This is a genomic window from Natronobeatus ordinarius, assembly GCF_024362485.1.
Lineage (GTDB): Archaea > Halobacteriota > Halobacteria > Halobacteriales > Natrialbaceae > Natronobeatus > Natronobeatus ordinarius.
In genome coordinates this window covers 630,168-645,784 of the sequence record NZ_CP101456.1, presented here as the reverse complement: position 1 = coordinate 645,784, position 15,617 = coordinate 630,168, and the positions used below count along the sequence as shown (strand labels likewise).

The window sequence follows — 15,617 nt, the reverse complement described above, 5'->3', positions numbered from 1 at the left end:
GTCGACCGGAAAGTGACGTGACGTATGGACGTGGGACTCATTCTCCCGGACGTCGACGGTGTCGAACCCGCCGAATTCGCCAGTCGTGCCGAGGAACTGGGCTTCGAGTCGGTCTGGAAACCCGAGCTGTGGGGTGAACACGCGCTCGTCGAACTCGCCGCCGTCGCGGAGCGAACGGAGGACGTGCGTCTCGGGACGGCCATCGTGAACGTCTTCTCTCGCTCGCCCGCCGTGATTGCGATGGGGGCTGCCTCGCTCGACCGCCTCTCCGACGGGCGGGCGGCGATCGGGCTGGGCGTGAGCACGCCGAAAGCGATCGAGGACCTCCACGGGCTCACCTACGACCGGCCGATTCGACGAACCCACGAGACCGTCGAGCTCGTGCGGAAATTCCTCGCCGCTGACGGCCGCGTCGAGTACGACGGCGAGGTGTTCTCGGTCGCCGACTTCCCGGCGCTCGAGGCCGACGTCCCGATCTACAACGCGGCGCTCGGGCCGGCCAACCGGCGGGCGACGGGACGGCTCTGTGACGGCTGGCTCCCGCACAACGTTCCGCAGTCACACCTCGAGGAGGCGTTCGCGGAGATCGCCGACACCGCGCACGAGCGTGGCCGGGATCCCGAGGAGATCACGGTCGCGCCGTGGGTGCACGTCGCCGTGAGCGACGACCCCGCGGAGGCGATGGACGCAGTCCGGGGAATCGTCGCCTACTACGTCGGCTCCGGGGAAGGCTACCGGAAGGCCGTCGGGGCTGCCTACCCGGCGGTGGCCGATCGGATCGCCAGCGCGTGGCGCGACGGCGACCGCGACCGCGCCAGAGGACACGTCACTGACGAGCTGGTTCGCGACCTCGGCTGTGCGGGGACGGCCGAAGACGTCCGCGAGGAACTCCGAGCGCTCGCGGACCACCCCGTAATCGACACGCCACTCGTGAACCTCCCGCCAGGACTCGAGGCCGAGGCGGTCGAGCGGACGCTCGAGGCAGTCGCCCCTGAGCGGCTCTAACCGTCGAACTAGCTCGACACTGGACGATTCGGGGGCTCGCTCGAGCGAACGATCGAACGGCAATTATCGGAATTCTAATACCTTTTGAGAAGGAGTAGCCACCATGGCGGAACCCACGTCCGCGGAGACGCACGTCGAAATCGCGAACTGGCTGTTCGGTCGGCTCGTCGCGATCATCCTCGTGGCGTCTCTCGTCAACCCGGTGATCTTCTCTGGGGCGTTCACGCTCCCGGAACTCCTCGTTGCCCTCGCCGTCACGCTCGTCGCCCTCTACTTCGTAGTCGTCGTCGTGATGGCGTCGCTCTCGAAAGTACTCGACGCGAAGCTCGAGGAGCTGGACGAACGTCCCGGTCAACGGTCGTGACGACTACAGCTGTTCGACGCCGCCGTCGCCCTCCCGCTCGCGGAAGACCTGTCCTTCGAAGAGGGTGACGATGGTGTCGTCGTCCTGCCAGGCCGTCGGGGCGAGGCCGGCTTTCCGGCAGGTTCGGTCGAGGTACTCCTGTTCGGTCCAGCCGTTCTCGACGGGGACGGTCGGATAGAGCCAGCCGCTCTTGCCGCCGCCGTCGATCGCGACGCCGTGAGTGCCGAGCTCGAGGTCGGCGAGCGGATCGTCGGTCAGGACGACGTTCCGAACCGTACAGACCGAGACGGTGAGGTTCGGCAACTCAGACGGCGTGACCTCCGAGCCACAGGAGCTGTCGCTCGCGGCTTCGATCGCCGCGTCGACGATGGCGTGGCCGAGCTGGTCGCCCGACTGGTAGCCACCGGCACAGCCACGGAGGCTCCGTCGGCCACAGGTCGACTCGAGTCGAACGAACGCCCCCGTTCGCTCGTAGAACGCTTCGCGCATGCTGCCCGGATGCTCTCGCTGCCCGTGTCGTACGTAAGAGTCGACGGCCTCGCGCGCGAGTTCGACGGCGCGAGCCCCGTCCTCGTAAGAGAGATCGACGCCCTGTCGCTGGGACATACAAACGTACATGGTCGTTACCGGTCTAAAACGCTTCCCTTCGATCATCCGGCGAAATTTGCCATCGAGGGACTTATTGGCTCGAGACTCCTACGCTTCGGTGGGAGAGAGAGCCTGGCTGCCACGGCGGTCGTGCCGGCGACGGCGCGACTGTCCAACGTGTGTCGACCCTCGTGGTCGACACGCGCCCGCGAGGAAAGTCCCCCCACCGTTCGAGCAGGTGACCGGGCGCAAGCCCGGAGTTGGAGACAGCTGGCTCTGGAACAGAAACGACACGTCTCGGCCCGACCGATGATGCGCGCGAACCCGACCGCAAGGAAGGGAAGTTAACCCGCAGAGGGAGGGCGATTCGGAGTGCCTCCGGCACGAGAATCGTCGACAGGTGAACGGCAGCCGCCGCTCGCCGCGTGTGGTCGATCGTCGCGGTTCGAACCCGCGAGTCACGCTCGGCGTGACTGACCACGCGCAGACGGCCGAGGATCGATGGAACGGCGAACCCTCACCGGTGCAAGTCCGCGTTCCAGGTAGCTCGAACACCCCGCGGTTCGCCGCGGCGGGCGCGGACGCTCAGCCGAATGCCGGGCCGAACAGAAGGGGGCTTACTCCTCTCACCCGTGTTCACTGCCTCGAGTGGCGACGCCCTTTACCTAACGAGTTCGTCGGCCCGCCGCCGGAGCGAGGGATCGACCGTCGTCTCCTCGGCCAGGTCGGCCAGTTCCTCGCGTCCGCCACAGTCGGCGAGTCGCTCGAGTGCGTACCGACGGTACTCGCCGCTGAGGCCGCCCAGCTCGACGAGGAGCGCGAGGTTGCCTCGCTCGCCGCGCTTGGCGAGTCGGTCGATCGCTTCGAGTCGGGTGTCGTGCTGTACGTTCGTTCTGACTGCGGTCTGGAATGCTGTCGACATGGTGTGTAGTGCGTTCGCCTGCGGTGGTCACCGAGCGTCCTCGAGGTCGACGAACGACCCCTCCTCGGCGGAGATCCAGGTGGTGTCGATCCGCCGCGGGATCGAAGCGTCGTAGATCGTACACAGGTCGGGGGCGTCGTCGTACCGCTCGAGGATCGCTCGCGCGTCAGTGGGGAGTCGGGCGTCTCGGTCGGAATCCGGGCGGGAGCGTCGCGCGCCCACGATCAGTCCGCCAGGCCGACCTCTTCCTGGGCGTCGGGGTCGGCTTCGGGGGCGTCGTCCTGTGGCTCGTACTCGAACGTCGGGAACCGGTCTTCGTAGGTCGACCAGTCCTCGTCGAACTCCGCCTCGGTGAGCAGGCAGTCCTCGAGGTCGGCCCGGATCGCCTCGTGATCCATCTCGACGCCGATGAACACGAAGAGCACGTTCCGGTCGCCCCACTCGTCGTCCCAGTCCTCGGCGAGCTGGGGGTACGCCTCGAGCTGGGCCTCGCGCTCTTCGGGCGGGAGCGCCGCGAGCCACTTCCCGCCGGGGCCGACGCGGATCGACTGGCCGGCGACGTTGAACGTCAGCGCCTCGTCCTCGCGGCCGGCGAGCCAGAAGTGGCCTTTCGAGCGAACGACGTCGTCGGACAACGAGTCGAGGAAGTCGGCGAACCGCTCGGGGTGCAGCGGACCGCGGGCGTCGAAGACGAAGGAGGTGACGCCGTGTTCCTCCTCGGCGGACTCGTGTTCTGCCTGGAGCTCCTGCATCCAGCCCGCAGACTGTCGAGCCGCCTCGAAGTCGAAGCGGCCCGTCTCGATGATCGCCTCGGGGTCGACCTTCCCGTGGGTCGTGTGGACGATCTCGGCGCGAGGCTGGAGGGCGGCGACCGTCTCCTCGACCTCCGCGAGCGTCTCCTCGTCGACGAGGTCACACTTGTTGAGCACGAGGACGTCACAGAACTCGACCTGCTCGATCAAGAGGTCGCCGAGGTGTTTTTTCGTGCCGTCGTCGTCGAGGACCTCCTCGGCCTCCATCGCCCGCTGGAACTGGTGGGCGTCGACGACCGTGACAGTGGTGTCGAGGTGGCAGTGCTCGAGCGGTTCGACGCCGGTCTCCTCGTAGAACTCGGTGGGGTCGAGGTCCGACTGGTCGAAGCCGAGCGTGAGCGTCTGGGCGACGGGGAGCGGTTCGGCGACGCCCGTCGACTCGACGACGATCGCGTCGAACTGGCGCTCGTGGGTGAGTTCGGCGATGGCGTCGAGTAAGTCACCACGGAGCTCACAGCAGATACAGCCGTTCGAGAGCTCGATCAGCTCCTCTTCGTCTTCTGTGATGTCGGAGGATTCGGCGACGAGGTCGGCGTCGACGTTCACCTCGCCCATGTCGTTGACGAGCACGGCGAGGTCGCGATCGCCGCTCTCGGCCAGGACGTGGTTGAGCACGGTCGTCTTGCCGGCACCCAGCGTCCCACTGAGGACGGTGACCGGTGTCGAGTAATCACTCATCGACTACTCGAAGCCCGTCCAAATTAATAATTCTTGCTGTTGTCTTCACAGCCTTTATTATCGGCGATGTCGATTCTCGTATCGCCGGACATCGATCAACCGAGTCCGGCTGCCGATCCAATGACCCCGAACGATCGATCCACGCCGCTTGCGTGTGCCATCGTCGGCGGCGGGATCCACGGGACGTACCTGAGCCAGCGACTGCTCGAGGACGGGGGGCTCGACCGCGATGAGATCGCGATCGTCGACCCGCACGACCGGCTACTCGAGTCGTTTCGACGCAAGGCTCGGGCGTGTGAGATGGACGAACTGCGATCGACGTTCGTCCACCACGTCGGCACCGAGCCGTTCGGACTCGAGAGTTTCGCGGAGGCCCGCGACCGCGAGGACGAACTCCGACCGACGCCGGGCTATCCCCGACGGCCGTCGCTGTCGCTCTTTCTCGACTACGCCGACTACGTGATCGACGGCAACGGGCTCGACGAACTCCACCGGCGAGCCGCCGTCGAGACGATCCGAGAGAGAGCGGACGGTGGACTCGTCCTCGAGACCGACGAGGGGCCGATCCGGGCGCGCCACTGTGCCCTCGCAATCGGCCACGGCGGCCGCTATCGCGTGCCCGCGTGGGCCGAGAGCGTCGAGGGGATCGACCACGTCTGGGACGGCTTCGACCCCGACGAACCCGCCGCGGAGACGGTCGTCGTCGGGGGCGGGATCACGGCGGGCCAGCTCGCCACCTGCCTGGCCGAGCGCGAGTCGGTGACGTTGCTGGCGCGTCACCCCTTCGAACGAGAGATCACCGAGGCCGATCCGCGCTGGATCAACTGGAACCACGTCGCGAGCCACCTCCACGTCCACCCACCGGGTTCGCAGGCCCGCCTCCGCGTCGTCAGGGACGCCCGCAACGACGCCACCGTCCCGCCGTACGTCCACGACCGGATCGAAGCGGCCGTCGACGCCGGCCGCCTCACGGTCAGACGCGGCGAGGTCGAGTCGGCCCGCGCGGTCGACGACAGTGTGCGGCTGGTCCTCGCCGACGGCGGCTGTCTCGAGACCGACCGCGTCGTCCTCGCCACCGGTTTCGCCCCCGTCTTCGACCACCCGTTCGTCGAGCGAGTCGCCGACGAGCTCGGCCTCGAGCGCGGCTACCGCGGAATGCCCGTCCTCGAGGATCGGACGCTCGCCTGGCGACGAGTCGACGGCGACCCCTCGAGCGTGTTCGTCACCGGCGCGCTCGCGGCCGGGACGGTGGGCCCGCTCGCCGGGAACGTCGCCGGGGCGCGACGGGCGGCCGAGCGGATCGCGGCGACGCTCGAGCGCCGCCGACTCGACGCGGTCGCCGGTTCGAACTATAGTATTCGTTGAACTTTCAACGGTTGCTGTAGAGCGTGACCGTCGTTGCACACCTGTTCGCGATCGAACGTCGGCGATTCGAGCCGGAGCTCAGCCGTCCGCGTCCCCCTCCACGGTGTCCAGCGGAATCACCGTGTACTCGACGGACGCGACGTCCTCGATCGATCGGGCCCGACCGACGAACGCCGAGACGTCCTCGAGTGATCCCTCGAGGACGAACAGTTCCAGACAGGAGTCGCCGACGTGGCTGTGGACGTTCGAGGTGAGTTGCGCTTCGTGTTCGTGGCGCAACCGAGTGACCCGACGCTCGACGCCGTTGGTCCCGTAGCTGTAGCGAACGCTTACGACCCCTGCGAGCGGGCGATCCTCGAGTCGCTCGTCCTCGAACTCCTCGAGCAGGATCCGTGCTCCCTCGCGGACGACCTCGCTCCGTCCGGTGTAGCCGTGTTCGTCGGCGAACTCGTCGAGTCGTTCGATCAAGTCGGCCGGCATCGAGACGCTGACGACGGGCATATGCTACCTCCCGTAGCCAAAATAGTATAAGTTGTTATTCATAGTACTTTGATTATGTAATAACTAGTATTGAAGTAGTCTCAGATCATATCATCGATCGTCTAATGAGCGACGACGCCATCCCGGTGACCGTCCTGAGCGGCAGCCTCGGCGCCGGCAAGACGACCGTGCTGAATCACGTGCTGACCGCAGACCACGGCCTCGAGGTGGCGGTCGTGGTCAACGACATGGGCGAGGTGAACGTCGACGCCGAACACGTCGCCCAGCAGACCGACCTCGACGGCGACGAGGAGATCGTCGAGCTCTCGAACGGCTGCATCTGCTGTCGGCTGCGCGGGGACATGCTCGAGGAAGTGGGCCGACTCGCCGAGCGACGGGAGTTCGAGTACCTGCTGGTCGAATCGTCGGGGATCTCAGAACCGATCCCCGTCGCCCAGACGTTCACGCTCGGGTTCGAGGACGCGGACTTCGACCCCACGGGGACGTACGAACTCGACACGATGGTAACCGTGGTCGACGCGTTCAGCTTTTGGGAGTCATTCGACGCCGGTGGGGCGCTGACGAGCGGCCAACTGACGGCCGAGGCCGGGCGCGTCCCCGAGGAAGTGCTCGTAGACCAGATCGAGTTCTGCGACGTTCTCGTGCTCAACAAGTGCGACCTCGTCCCCGACGACGCCCTCGAGGAGATCGAGGCCGTCCTCGAGCGACTGCAGCCACAGGCGACGCTCGTCCGGACGGAGTTCGGTGACGTCGATCCCGGAGAGATTCTGGGAACGGGCAGGTTCGACTTCGCGACGGCCAGACAGTCGGCGGGCTGGAAGCACGAACTCCAGCACGACCACCACCACGACCCGCTGGAAGAACACGGCGTGACGTCGTTCGTCTACGAACGCGATCGGCCGTTCCACCCCGAGCGAATCGCCTCGCTCCTCCCTCACCTTCCCGACGAGCTGATCCGCGCGAAGGGCTTCTTCTGGAGCGCCGGCCGAGAAGACGTCGCGATGGGACTCGACAAGGCGGGGACGTCGGTTCGAGCGGGGCCCGCAGGGGAGTGGCTCGCGACCCTGCCCGAGGCCACGCGCGAGCAGTACTTCGCCGTCCGGCCCGGCCTCGAGGAAGACTGGGACGAGGAGTGGGGTGACCGGCTGACCCGGCTGGTGTTCATCGGCCGTGAGTTCGACGCCGACGCGCTGATCGACCGGCTGGACGACTGTCTGCTCACCGACGCCGAGCTGGCCGACGACTGGGAGCGCTATCCCGATCCGTTCGAACCGCAAGACCGACGTGAACTCGCGCTCTCGAACGAGTAATGGCAGTTCCCGTCACCGTCCTCTGTGGTGGCCTCGGCGCGGGGAAGACGACCCTGCTCACGACCCTGCTCGAGGCCGACGATCGCGACGTCGCCGTCGTCGTCAACGACGTCGGCGAGGTGAACGTCGACGCCGACCTCGTCGAAGCGCGCACCAGCCTCGAGGAAGGCGAAGAGGTGCTCGCCCTCGAGAACGGCTGCATCTGCTGCAGCCTCGGGGGCGAACTCTCCCGATCGGTCGTCCGCCTCTGGAAGGCGTACGACTTCGACGCGCTCGTCGTCGAGGCCTCGGGTGTGAGCGAGCCCGAACCGATCGCCCACCAGTTCGTCCGCGGCCCAGCCGGGGGGCCCTACGACCTCGACACGATCGTCACCGTCGTCGACGCCCGCCGGTTCCACGACGCCTTCGCCGACGGCGACGGCGAGCCCGTTCGGCAGGGTCCCGACGAGGACGGGGCGAAGCCGCTCGCCGACCTCTGGCTCGAGCAAGTCGAGTTCTGCGACCTCCTCGTGCTCAACAAGTGCGACCTCGTGAGCGACGCCGAACGCGAGCGCGTGGTGGCGCTGCTCGAAACCCTCCAGCCAGGTGCAGAAATCGTGACGACCGAGTACGGCGAGGTGGCGCCGGAGACGCTGCTCGAGACCGGCCGGTTCGACCTCACGGCCGCCCGTGAGTCGGCGGGCTGGAAGCAGGCGGTCGAGGCGGCCGCGGACGTGGACGAGCACGACCATGGGTCGGACGATCGTCACAACGATCACGACCACGACCACGGGGACAGTGGCCACGACCACGGTCACGGCCACGACCACGCACATCCGCCGGAGCAGTACGGTATCGAGGTCGACACCTACCACCGAGTCCGGCCGTTTCATCCCGAACGCTTCCTCGAGTTGCTCGCCGACCTGCCGCCCGAACTCGTCCGCGCGAAGGGGCTGTGCTGGATCGCCGGTCGTGACCGCCAGGCCATCACGATGAGTACCGCCGGCACCGAGACCAGCCTCGAGGTCACCGGCCGCTGGATCGCCAGCTTCTCCGAGCAACAACAGGAGACCTACCGGAAGGGCCAGCCGGACCTCCCCTGGGACGACGACCACGGCGACCGAGAGATCCGCCTCGCGCTCATCGGCCGAAGCCTCGACCGTGAGGCGCTGACGGCCCGCCTCGACGACAGTCTCGTTACCGACGAGGAACTCGCGGCCGACCCGTCGACGTTCGAGAACCCGACGCCGACGGCGATGGGCGAGACGATGATAGTTTCGACGCGAGAGTCGGTGGAGTCGAACTCGAGCGATTGACGACGGCGAATCGGCCTCGAGCGATCGACGACGGGCAGGTCGAACTCGAGTCTTCGGAGCCGGATTCGAACGCTGGATGACTCAGATCGTCGCCAGGGTTCTGTGAGGCGAGGTTATTTCGCCTCTCGACTATCACACACCCACATGGCCACTGACGACGCAGCCGACAGGCGAACGACCGACGACCACGGCCACGACGTCATCGACCCGCTGTACGTCGCGATCGTGACGGTCTCGACCTCGCGCGCCGGCGAGGAAGACCCCGACGACCCCGGCGGCGACACGATCCAGGCATGCTTCGAGGCCGAGAGCCACGAAGTCCGCGTGCGCGAACTCGTCCGCGACGACTACGCAACGATCCGGACGGCGGTCCGGAGCCTGGTCGCCCGCCGGGACGTCGACGTCGTCGTCACCACCGGCGGGACGGGCGTCACCGCCGACGACGTCTCGCCCGAGGCAACCTCGGCACTGTTCGAGCGCGAGCTGCCCGGCTTCGGCGAGTTATTCCGATCGCTCTCGTGGGACGAGGTCGGCACTCGAGCGATGGCCTCGCGCGCGACCGCCGGCATCGCCGCCGACACGCCCGTCTTCTGCCTCCCGGGGAGCAAGAACGCCTGCCGGACCGCCTGTGAGAAACTGATCGTCCCCGAAGCGCCCCACCTCGCCGGCCTGGCGACGGCCCACCGGGTCGACGCGACCGACCAGTCGCTCGCCGAATACGGAACCGACGAGTAACGATTCGTCGACGCTCCGCTCGAGCTCGTCACGTAGTCGCTCGAGGCTGGACGGGGCGGACGAAATCGGACAGCAAGGATTAACTATCGCGCACGTTTTTCCACCGAGTGAGGGGCCCTTAGCTCAGTCTGGTTAGAGCGCTCGGCTCATAACCGAGTGGTCGATGGTTCGAATCCGTCAGGGCCCATGCGCAAAAAACTCGAAGTGTGGCCGAAATCAATTCGGCCCATAACGAGCGCCTTAGCCACCTGAGTCGCCGATTATCGCTTTCTCGGTTAGCTGGTTCGAAACCAGAACCGAACCAGTCACTGGTTCCGGGTCTCCGCCGTCTTGCGAAATTAGTAGCCGAAACGGGGTGGTCGGCGTGAGCGTTCACACCTGGCAGTCGGCCAGTACCTCGAGGTGCCTCCACTGTGGTTCCCACGTCACTGACCAGTTCTGCCGAGTGTTCGGTGACGATCGCGACCGCGCCCACCGCTGTGGCGAGTGTGATAGCTACGCCCGACTGAGCCGCGGCTCCGCTGCTGGCGTCGACGTCCCGATCCCGGACCCGGAGACGTCCGCGGGGCGCCACGGAGGTGAGCCGCGATGACGCCGTTCGTTCCGGCGAACCGGCTGTACGACGTCGAGCGTCGCGAACGCCGCGCCGGGTACTGGGTGGTCGTCACGCGGTCGCTGACCGAGAACCTCGAGGACGGTGGTTCGCGATGAGCCGTCTCGTCGAGTCCGACGAGTGTGCGCGATGTGAGGCCACTGTCGACGTCTCTCGGCGGCTCTGTCCCGACTGTGCTCGCGAAGTCCGTCGTGCGCGAGGTGGTCCGCTGTGAGCGCCGCTCGAGCGTCGTCGAAACACGCGGGCGAGACCGCCGAGGCCGCGGTCCTCGAGCGGGTGCCGGAACTCGAGTACGTCCGCGACGTCGAGAACGAACACGTCGACGCGCGGGTGGCCGACGTCCTGGTGCCGCGGGCGGACGTGCCGACCGTCGCGCTCCCGGTCCTCGAGGTCGGCACGCTCGTCGAGATCAAGTCGGTGATGGTCGTCTACGGCGAGAACCAGACTCGAGGCCGGTACTACCTCCGGGAACAGCAACACCGCCACCTGCTCGAGCACGGGGCGGTGTACCTGTTCGCCGTCTGTGTTCCGGCCCCCTCCCGCGACGTGATCGCGGTGAAGATCGTCCCGGCGACGATCGTCGACGAGCTGGTGTCGTCGTGGATCGACGCCGGTGACCGACCGGACTACGCCCAGCTGTCCTGGAGCCGGATCTTCGACCCGGCCGAAGTCGACCGCGATGGGGGTGAGCGGCCGTGACGGTTCGAACGGCCTACTTCGGCGGGCTGAACTCCCGATTCGAACCCGCTGAGGCTGACGACGTCTTCGGCGTCGTTCGCTATCCGAAGGATTTCGTCGAGCGGCTCACCGACCGGAACATCCCGGCCGTTGCGCCTCCGGCCGATCTCCTCGAGGCGTTCAAGACCGTCGAGAACGCGGCCGACCGGAACGGCGATCCGAACCCGTCGGCGATCGCCTGGGACTCTGTTCGGTACGAGCCGCGGTATCTCGCTCACCTCGAGCAGCCGGGACCGAGTCTGGTCGTCGACGAGCTGCGCGATCGCGCTCGCGAGCGTGACGTCTGGCTCGTCTGCTGGGAGAAAGACGCCCGCTGGTGTCACCGGCGGCTGCTCGCGAACGCGATCGTCGCCGACCTCGAGGACGTCGACGTCGTCCACCACCCGGACCCGTCGACGATCCCCCTCGAGGAACCCGATGAGTCGCCGGAAGCGAGTCTCGCTGACTTCGCTGGAGCCGGAGGTGCGTGATGAGCGACCTGACCGCCTTCGGCCTCGAGCCACAGGACCCGGCCGACGACGAGCCCATAGCCCACGAGGAGCCCGATGAGTCGGAGGTCTGGTCTGAGTGTCTCGACTGTGGATACGTTGGCTACGAGGTGAGCACCCGCTTCGGCCAGTCGGTGCCGCTCTGTCCGGACTGTTTCGCAGAACGGGAGGGGTTGGCGTGACCCAGGTCGAGACCACCCCTCACGAGTCTCACGGCCGCTGGAAGTGGGACGACTGGGGGCGCGGCCCGTACGACGCGCTCTCGAGCGTGATGCTCGGCCCACCGTTCGAGGGATACCTCGAGCTGGACGTCGAGGTCGACGGCGAGCCGTGGCACATCCAGGTGGCCTACTCGAAGTCGGGGTTCGCCCCCCGCCCACGGGACAACATCAACGCCTCGCGGCTGTACGAGTGGGACATTACGGCTCGGGGACAGGGTGAGTCGAAGCTGTATTACAACATCTCTCCCCGACATCCGAACCTCCGTCACTGGCAGACGGGCGATCGCGTGAACCTGCCGTGGGAATCACAGTTCGGTGAGGTCGACGGCGTCGACGTCGAGTACGAGCCGTCGAACGTCGAACCCGAGCGCGCCCTCGAGTTGCTGCCGGAGATCTACGCCGCGATCTTCGAGGCCGCCGGTGAGCCGATCTATCACGAGTACTTCCGAAAGCCGCCACACCCCGAGTACAGCCGCGAGTGGGCACACGAGCGGTACGTCCGCGTTCGCCGTGAGCGCGCGGAGACGCTGGCGAAGTCGGGCGTACTCCAGAAGGTGATCCACCACCTGACGGATATGGAAGGGGTGAAGGCCGAGCTGAAGATCGACAACCGAGAGGTCATCAACCACCAGAACCGGCTCGTGCTCGACCCGGCGTCGGTGGCCGAACTGCTGCCGGGGCACACCTACGGCCGAAAGTTCGAGATCTACCAGCTCGCCGACCCCGACGCGGTGTCGAAAGATCACCCGTCGTACCACCCGAAAGTGGAAGTCCTGGCGAACAAGAAGATGAACGACGGTGAGGCATGGGCATGGGCCGACCGCCAGCGCGTCGTCGAGGAGATTGACGAGACGCTGATGAACTTCCTCGCGTGGGACGACATCCCGCTCGCACCCGATGCAACCGGCGTCTACGTCCCCGACGACCACTTCGACGCCGTGGCGCGTGAGGATCACGTCGAACTCTATCCGGACCCGACGCCGCGCCTCGAGGTGAAGACGGACCACCTGCTGCTGACGACGCTTCGCGACATGAGCGACACTGCCGAGGAGATCGCGGGAATCGTCGCGACCGACGGCGGCGCCGACGTCGACGAACTCGCCGACCAGCTGGGGAAACACCCCGCGACGATCTACCGGGCGATCACCGACCTCGGCGAGATCGTCGACCTCGAGGAGGGCCACGTCTCCTACCGCGTGCGGAAGTACCGCGAGGAGATCCGTGCGCTCGTCGAGAGCGCCGAGTACGCGATCGACAGCTACGCCGACCGCCTCCAGCACGTGATGGGCCTCGCCGATCACGTCGCCGAGTGCTCACCTTTCCAGCGGTGGCTCGCCGAAAACGGCGCCGACCTCGAGTTCGACCAGGAGGGCAACCCGAAGCGACTCCGGATCGACACCATTCTCTCCTGGTTCAAAGCGGACAGCTTCGAGACTGCCCAGCGCGTCGCGAGCGAAGCCCTCGAGAAGTGGACCCGTTCAGGGAACGATCCGGCGGTGCTCCGGCGGACGTCGATGACCTGGACGACGCCCGGCGGCACGACTGAAACCGGATTCGTCGGCGCCATCGCCGATCACTGAACCGACCCCCGTAGTGGCAACGCTTTTCGTCGCCTTTCTTTCAGCAACTCAGGTTGGACTATAGCGGCAGCTACTCAAGTGCTGTTGAAGTCGTCGCCTCGAGCGACGCGATCGCGTCGCAGCCGCACCGCGTCGCCAGCGGGGTCGTTTCGCGCTTCGCGCGAAAACCCCCTTGGCGGGTGTCCCCAAGGGGACAAGGCCAAAAAATTACACCGACCCGCCCCGCTTCCGCACCACGCCGTTCCAGTTGAAGCACCCGAAACGATGGTTAGAACCTCGTCTCCCTTTCCTTATTAGTGTAAAACTCGGTTCCCTCAGTACGTTCTTTAATTTTATCGGAAATAGAGAATCGCTGCGTTTCACTAAACTCTTCTCCTGCTGCATTTTTATAGTTCCATTCTACTACAAATGTGTCGTCTCCACCATCCAATTTGGACTGAATTTCGCTATAACCACCTGTTACACCAACAGGAGATTCATCTACGGGAATACCCATTTTGTAGTTATCTTCTGGGTAGTGTACCTGTGTTCCCCATTTTTGTTTGTATTCTTTCACACCTTCTACCCAATAAGTAGCCTTAACATCATGGGCAATTCCACCACCAATATTCACGAATCCAAGATGGAAATTTGGACCCATTAGTGTTATTCCTGCCTTCATTTTCGGTTCATACCTGAGCTTCCGGGTCTTTCCCATTTCTTCTGTTTGAGATGCTGTTTCAGACGCCTGTAGCTTGCTTTGTTCATAATAGCGCCAAGTGGCTATCGCAAGAACCACTGTGAAAATAGCAAGAACAAGACTTGAAAAGACATCTATTGCTTGGTAGGTGGATTCAGCATCCATAGTATTTGCAATCAATTTAATCTTTTAATGTCTTTCTCTCATGCTTAATTCCTCCAAGGGTGAAGGGCAAATGCGTGCTTGCCCTTTGCCCAAAACAATAATGTGTGTCGGTTATTATGTTAGCGGTGATGGTAGATAGTGGATTGAAACTTGAATTAGTCAAATTGAATCTTATTGTATTTGGTGCTACAATTTCCGCGATAACTCTCAATGTAGAATATTATGAACTCCACATAGTGCTTGGAACCCTTATCTTGGGAATCACAGCTTTCTTACAATATTTGAGTATAATGCCTGAGTTTGCTATTCTCTCAAAAGAGGAGAATGTAGAAGATCTCGAAGAACGTGATCGGAAACTCAATGAATGGTATATGCTCCTCGGGTCTGGCGCATACATATTTTTACTGTTCGGTTTTGCCTACCCTCATACCTTCTCTGGATCATCAATAGGGGCAGCACTTCCGTTTGTAATGATCATCGCCATGTACTTGTGGAGAATGTATCTGCTAAAGTTACATCCGACTCGAGAAGCCTCTCTTTTTGATTCTGCAGTGTTAGTTTTGTTAATAATCTTGATATCATTGCTAACTTTCGGAGTTATAGGTATATTGTGATCGAACCAATCCAAAGGTAGACGTTCTAACTGTCTCTGTCGAAGTCCGTTTTCATCATGTCTTGAATAACGGTCATTATAGCAGTCCCAAAAAGAATCACACCGATAGAGAAAACCAACATAATACTTCCAAAACCAATTCTCCCCATCCAATTCAACCCAATCCCAACAATGATTGTCAAGTACACAATTATTGCTACGGCACTAATACCAAAGAAGGCCACACCAACAAATATCATTTCTACGGGAATATAACTTCGAATTTCATCCTGCTCTTCGTGAGACACACGTGAGTAGAAGATAGAAGTGAATTGAAGAGAGATAATGATCGCGGTTAATATCAAAACGATTAGTTCGAGTAGCGATAATAAGACGGTTACTTCTGACATAGCTTTCCAACTAGTAGACAGCCAAATGAATTTTTTGGAGAAAATATAATCGTGTGCCAGATATACATAACCTGCCACCCTGGTATTTGCATGAGTTAATCTACGAGAAAACAGAAGCAATGGTGAGCTTTGCTTGCTGAGTTCCTCGATGATCTCCCCCGCCGTGCCACCGGAGCAGCGGGAGATTCGACGCCTTGCACATTCGGTGTTTCAGGATCGTACAGCCTGAACGCCCATGTGGTCGGTAGATGACGAAGCAGTACCAGCCACCGTGACGCCGGAGTTTCTCGTGGTATTTCCGATAGATCTTGAAGTTTCCCGGCTGCCCATCGGCGTGCTCAAGCATGGTGCTCTTGATTTCGACTGGCGTCCCGTTCCCGAACTTCGCGTCGTGCCACGAGCTGCGTTCCAGTTCGAACCGACGCTTCTTCGCCATGCGCTTCTCGACGATCGTGCCGAAGTGGTTGGCGCGCTTCGAGCGATTCACGCACACCACGCGCCTCGCGCGCCGATATATATCAACTCCGCTTGGTCAGACTCGAGCGATGGGCCTAAT

Annotated in this window: 21 protein-coding genes, 1 tRNA gene and 1 other RNA gene; 15 read left to right on the top strand and 8 right to left on the bottom strand. The window is 63.6% G+C overall.

From position 1 onward, the window contains the following. Positions 1-24: 24 nt before the first annotated feature. The gene (locus NMQ09_RS03375; RefSeq protein ID WP_255193039.1) at positions 25-1,005 is read left to right on the top strand and encodes an LLM class flavin-dependent oxidoreductase; all 981 of its coding nucleotides are present in this window, start codon (positions 25-27) and stop codon (positions 1,003-1,005) included. A 103-nt stretch (positions 1,006-1,108) separates the two neighbouring features. Continuing rightward, positions 1,109-1,369, top strand: a complete 261-nt coding sequence (locus NMQ09_RS03370) for a prepilin-type N-terminal cleavage/methylation domain-containing protein (RefSeq protein WP_255193038.1) — start codon at positions 1,109-1,111, stop codon at positions 1,367-1,369. 3 nt (positions 1,370-1,372) lie between these two features. Here the strand turns inward: NMQ09_RS03370 and NMQ09_RS03365 are convergent, their stop codons facing one another. Then, positions 1,373-1,975 (bottom strand): TIGR00296 family protein, encoded by a 603-nt coding sequence (locus NMQ09_RS03365; RefSeq protein ID WP_255193037.1) that lies wholly within the window; start codon positions 1,973-1,975, stop codon positions 1,373-1,375. A gap of 102 nt (positions 1,976-2,077) precedes the next feature. Here NMQ09_RS03365 and rnpB point away from each other — a divergent pair. After that, positions 2,078-2,589, top strand: an RNA gene (gene rnpB, locus NMQ09_RS03360) — RNase P RNA component. 29 nt (positions 2,590-2,618) lie between these two features. Here rnpB and NMQ09_RS03355 read toward each other — a convergent pair. The 3 genes from NMQ09_RS03355 to NMQ09_RS03345 are packed head-to-tail and all read right to left on the bottom strand — an operon-like array spanning position 2,619 to position 4,369. Further along, a complete protein-coding gene (locus tag NMQ09_RS03355; RefSeq protein WP_255193036.1) occupies positions 2,619-2,879 on the bottom strand; it encodes a hypothetical protein in 261 nt (86 codons plus the stop codon). 27 nt (positions 2,880-2,906) lie between these two features. Next, on the bottom strand, positions 2,907-3,101 hold the full coding sequence (locus NMQ09_RS03350) for a DUF7511 domain-containing protein (protein ID WP_255193035.1): 195 nt from the start codon (positions 3,099-3,101) through the stop codon (positions 2,907-2,909). 2 nt (positions 3,102-3,103) lie between these two features. Beyond that, entirely contained in the window at positions 3,104-4,369 is a 1,266-nt protein-coding gene (locus tag NMQ09_RS03345) for a GTP-binding protein (protein WP_255193034.1), read from the bottom strand. Positions 4,370-4,489: 120 nt separating this feature from the next. Between NMQ09_RS03345 and NMQ09_RS03340 the strand changes: the two genes are divergently transcribed. Beyond that, complete coding sequence (locus NMQ09_RS03340; protein ID WP_255193033.1) at positions 4,490-5,734, top strand: FAD/NAD(P)-binding protein; 1,245 nt, start codon at positions 4,490-4,492, stop codon at positions 5,732-5,734. Between the two features lie 78 nt (positions 5,735-5,812). On the opposite strand, the gene NMQ09_RS03335 is transcribed toward NMQ09_RS03340, so the two are convergent. Then, on the bottom strand, positions 5,813-6,235 hold the full coding sequence (locus NMQ09_RS03335) for a CopG family ribbon-helix-helix protein (RefSeq protein ID WP_255193032.1): 423 nt from the start codon (positions 6,233-6,235) through the stop codon (positions 5,813-5,815). Positions 6,236-6,339: 104 nt separating this feature from the next. On the opposite strand from NMQ09_RS03335, the gene NMQ09_RS03330 reads away from it, so the two are divergent. From NMQ09_RS03330 to NMQ09_RS03285, 10 genes are all read left to right on the top strand, one after another. After that, the gene (locus NMQ09_RS03330) at positions 6,340-7,545 is read left to right on the top strand and encodes a GTP-binding protein (protein ID WP_255193031.1); all 1,206 of its coding nucleotides are present in this window, start codon (positions 6,340-6,342) and stop codon (positions 7,543-7,545) included. Continuing rightward, entirely contained in the window at positions 7,545-8,840 is a 1,296-nt protein-coding gene (locus NMQ09_RS03325) for a CobW family GTP-binding protein (RefSeq protein ID WP_255193030.1), read from the top strand. The genes NMQ09_RS03330 and NMQ09_RS03325 overlap by 1 nt, the downstream gene beginning before the upstream one ends. A 144-nt stretch (positions 8,841-8,984) precedes the next feature. Next, positions 8,985-9,575 (top strand): MogA/MoaB family molybdenum cofactor biosynthesis protein, encoded by a 591-nt coding sequence (locus NMQ09_RS03320; protein WP_255193029.1) that lies wholly within the window; start codon positions 8,985-8,987, stop codon positions 9,573-9,575. A gap of 112 nt (positions 9,576-9,687) precedes the next feature. Continuing rightward, a tRNA-Ile gene (locus NMQ09_RS03315) sits at positions 9,688-9,762 on the top strand. 168 nt (positions 9,763-9,930) lie between these two features. After that, a complete protein-coding gene (locus NMQ09_RS03310) occupies positions 9,931-10,167 on the top strand; it encodes a DUF7563 family protein (RefSeq protein ID WP_255193028.1) in 237 nt (78 codons plus the stop codon). Further along, positions 10,164-10,286 (top strand): hypothetical protein, encoded by a 123-nt coding sequence (locus NMQ09_RS03305; RefSeq protein WP_255193027.1) that lies wholly within the window; start codon positions 10,164-10,166, stop codon positions 10,284-10,286. Before NMQ09_RS03310 ends, NMQ09_RS03305 begins: the two co-directional genes overlap by 4 nt. Before the next feature lie 112 nt (positions 10,287-10,398). Continuing rightward, entirely contained in the window at positions 10,399-10,887 is a 489-nt protein-coding gene (locus NMQ09_RS03300; RefSeq protein WP_255193026.1) for a PD-(D/E)XK family putative nuclease, read from the top strand. After that, positions 10,884-11,396, top strand: coding sequence for a DUF488 family protein, N3 subclade (locus NMQ09_RS03295; RefSeq protein ID WP_255193025.1), 513 nt, complete (start codon positions 10,884-10,886; stop codon positions 11,394-11,396). The genes NMQ09_RS03300 and NMQ09_RS03295 overlap by 4 nt, the downstream gene beginning before the upstream one ends. After that, positions 11,396-11,596 carry a hypothetical protein gene (locus NMQ09_RS03290; RefSeq protein WP_255193024.1) on the top strand — a complete coding sequence of 67 codons (201 nt, stop codon included), beginning with the start codon at positions 11,396-11,398 and terminating at the stop codon, positions 11,594-11,596. The genes NMQ09_RS03295 and NMQ09_RS03290 overlap by 1 nt, the downstream gene beginning before the upstream one ends. Continuing rightward, positions 11,593-13,215: a DUF7845 domain-containing protein gene (locus tag NMQ09_RS03285; RefSeq protein ID WP_255193023.1), complete on the top strand. Its 1,623-nt coding sequence runs from the start codon at positions 11,593-11,595 to the stop codon at positions 13,213-13,215. Before NMQ09_RS03290 ends, NMQ09_RS03285 begins: the two co-directional genes overlap by 4 nt. 268 nt (positions 13,216-13,483) lie before the next feature. Here the strand turns inward: NMQ09_RS03285 and NMQ09_RS03280 are convergent, their stop codons facing one another. Continuing rightward, the gene (locus NMQ09_RS03280) at positions 13,484-14,059 is read right to left on the bottom strand and encodes a hypothetical protein (protein ID WP_255193022.1); all 576 of its coding nucleotides are present in this window, start codon (positions 14,057-14,059) and stop codon (positions 13,484-13,486) included. Positions 14,060-14,187: 128 nt separating this feature from the next. Between NMQ09_RS03280 and NMQ09_RS03275 the strand changes: the two genes are divergently transcribed. Continuing rightward, entirely contained in the window at positions 14,188-14,673 is a 486-nt protein-coding gene (locus NMQ09_RS03275) for a hypothetical protein (protein ID WP_255193021.1), read from the top strand. 25 nt (positions 14,674-14,698) lie between these two features. On the opposite strand, the gene NMQ09_RS03270 is transcribed toward NMQ09_RS03275, so the two are convergent. Both NMQ09_RS03270 and NMQ09_RS03265 read right to left on the bottom strand, forming a co-directional pair. Then, entirely contained in the window at positions 14,699-15,061 is a 363-nt protein-coding gene (locus NMQ09_RS03270) for a hypothetical protein (RefSeq protein WP_255193020.1), read from the bottom strand. A 100-nt stretch (positions 15,062-15,161) separates the two neighbouring features. Then, complete coding sequence (locus tag NMQ09_RS03265; RefSeq protein WP_255193019.1) at positions 15,162-15,548, bottom strand: PD-(D/E)XK family putative nuclease; 387 nt, start codon at positions 15,546-15,548, stop codon at positions 15,162-15,164. Between the last annotated feature and the right edge of the window lie 69 nt (positions 15,549-15,617).

Coding starts and splice junctions, on each gene's coding strand:
- NMQ09_RS03375 (WP_255193039.1), top strand. CDS start 25: ATGGACGTGGGACTCATTCTCCCGGACGTCGACGGTGTCGAACCCGCC.
- NMQ09_RS03275 (WP_255193021.1), top strand. CDS start 14,188: ATGGTAGATAGTGGATTGAAACTTGAATTAGTCAAATTGAATCTTATT.
- NMQ09_RS03340 (WP_255193033.1), top strand. CDS start 4,490: ATGACCCCGAACGATCGATCCACGCCGCTTGCGTGTGCCATCGTCGGC.
- NMQ09_RS03355 (WP_255193036.1), bottom strand. CDS start 2,879: ATGTCGACAGCATTCCAGACCGCAGTCAGAACGAACGTACAGCACGAC.
- NMQ09_RS03305 (WP_255193027.1), top strand. CDS start 10,164: ATGACGCCGTTCGTTCCGGCGAACCGGCTGTACGACGTCGAGCGTCGC.
- NMQ09_RS03335 (WP_255193032.1), bottom strand. CDS start 6,235: ATGCCCGTCGTCAGCGTCTCGATGCCGGCCGACTTGATCGAACGACTC.
- NMQ09_RS03325 (WP_255193030.1), top strand. CDS start 7,545: ATGGCAGTTCCCGTCACCGTCCTCTGTGGTGGCCTCGGCGCGGGGAAG.
- NMQ09_RS03320 (WP_255193029.1), top strand. CDS start 8,985: ATGGCCACTGACGACGCAGCCGACAGGCGAACGACCGACGACCACGGC.
- NMQ09_RS03365 (WP_255193037.1), bottom strand. CDS start 1,975: ATGTCCCAGCGACAGGGCGTCGATCTCTCTTACGAGGACGGGGCTCGC.
- NMQ09_RS03370 (WP_255193038.1), top strand. CDS start 1,109: ATGGCGGAACCCACGTCCGCGGAGACGCACGTCGAAATCGCGAACTGG.
- NMQ09_RS03330 (WP_255193031.1), top strand. CDS start 6,340: ATGAGCGACGACGCCATCCCGGTGACCGTCCTGAGCGGCAGCCTCGGC.
- NMQ09_RS03290 (WP_255193024.1), top strand. CDS start 11,396: ATGAGCGACCTGACCGCCTTCGGCCTCGAGCCACAGGACCCGGCCGAC.
- NMQ09_RS03270 (WP_255193020.1), bottom strand. CDS start 15,061: ATGTCAGAAGTAACCGTCTTATTATCGCTACTCGAACTAATCGTTTTG.
- NMQ09_RS03280 (WP_255193022.1), bottom strand. CDS start 14,059: ATGGATGCTGAATCCACCTACCAAGCAATAGATGTCTTTTCAAGTCTT.
- NMQ09_RS03345 (WP_255193034.1), bottom strand. CDS start 4,369: ATGAGTGATTACTCGACACCGGTCACCGTCCTCAGTGGGACGCTGGGT.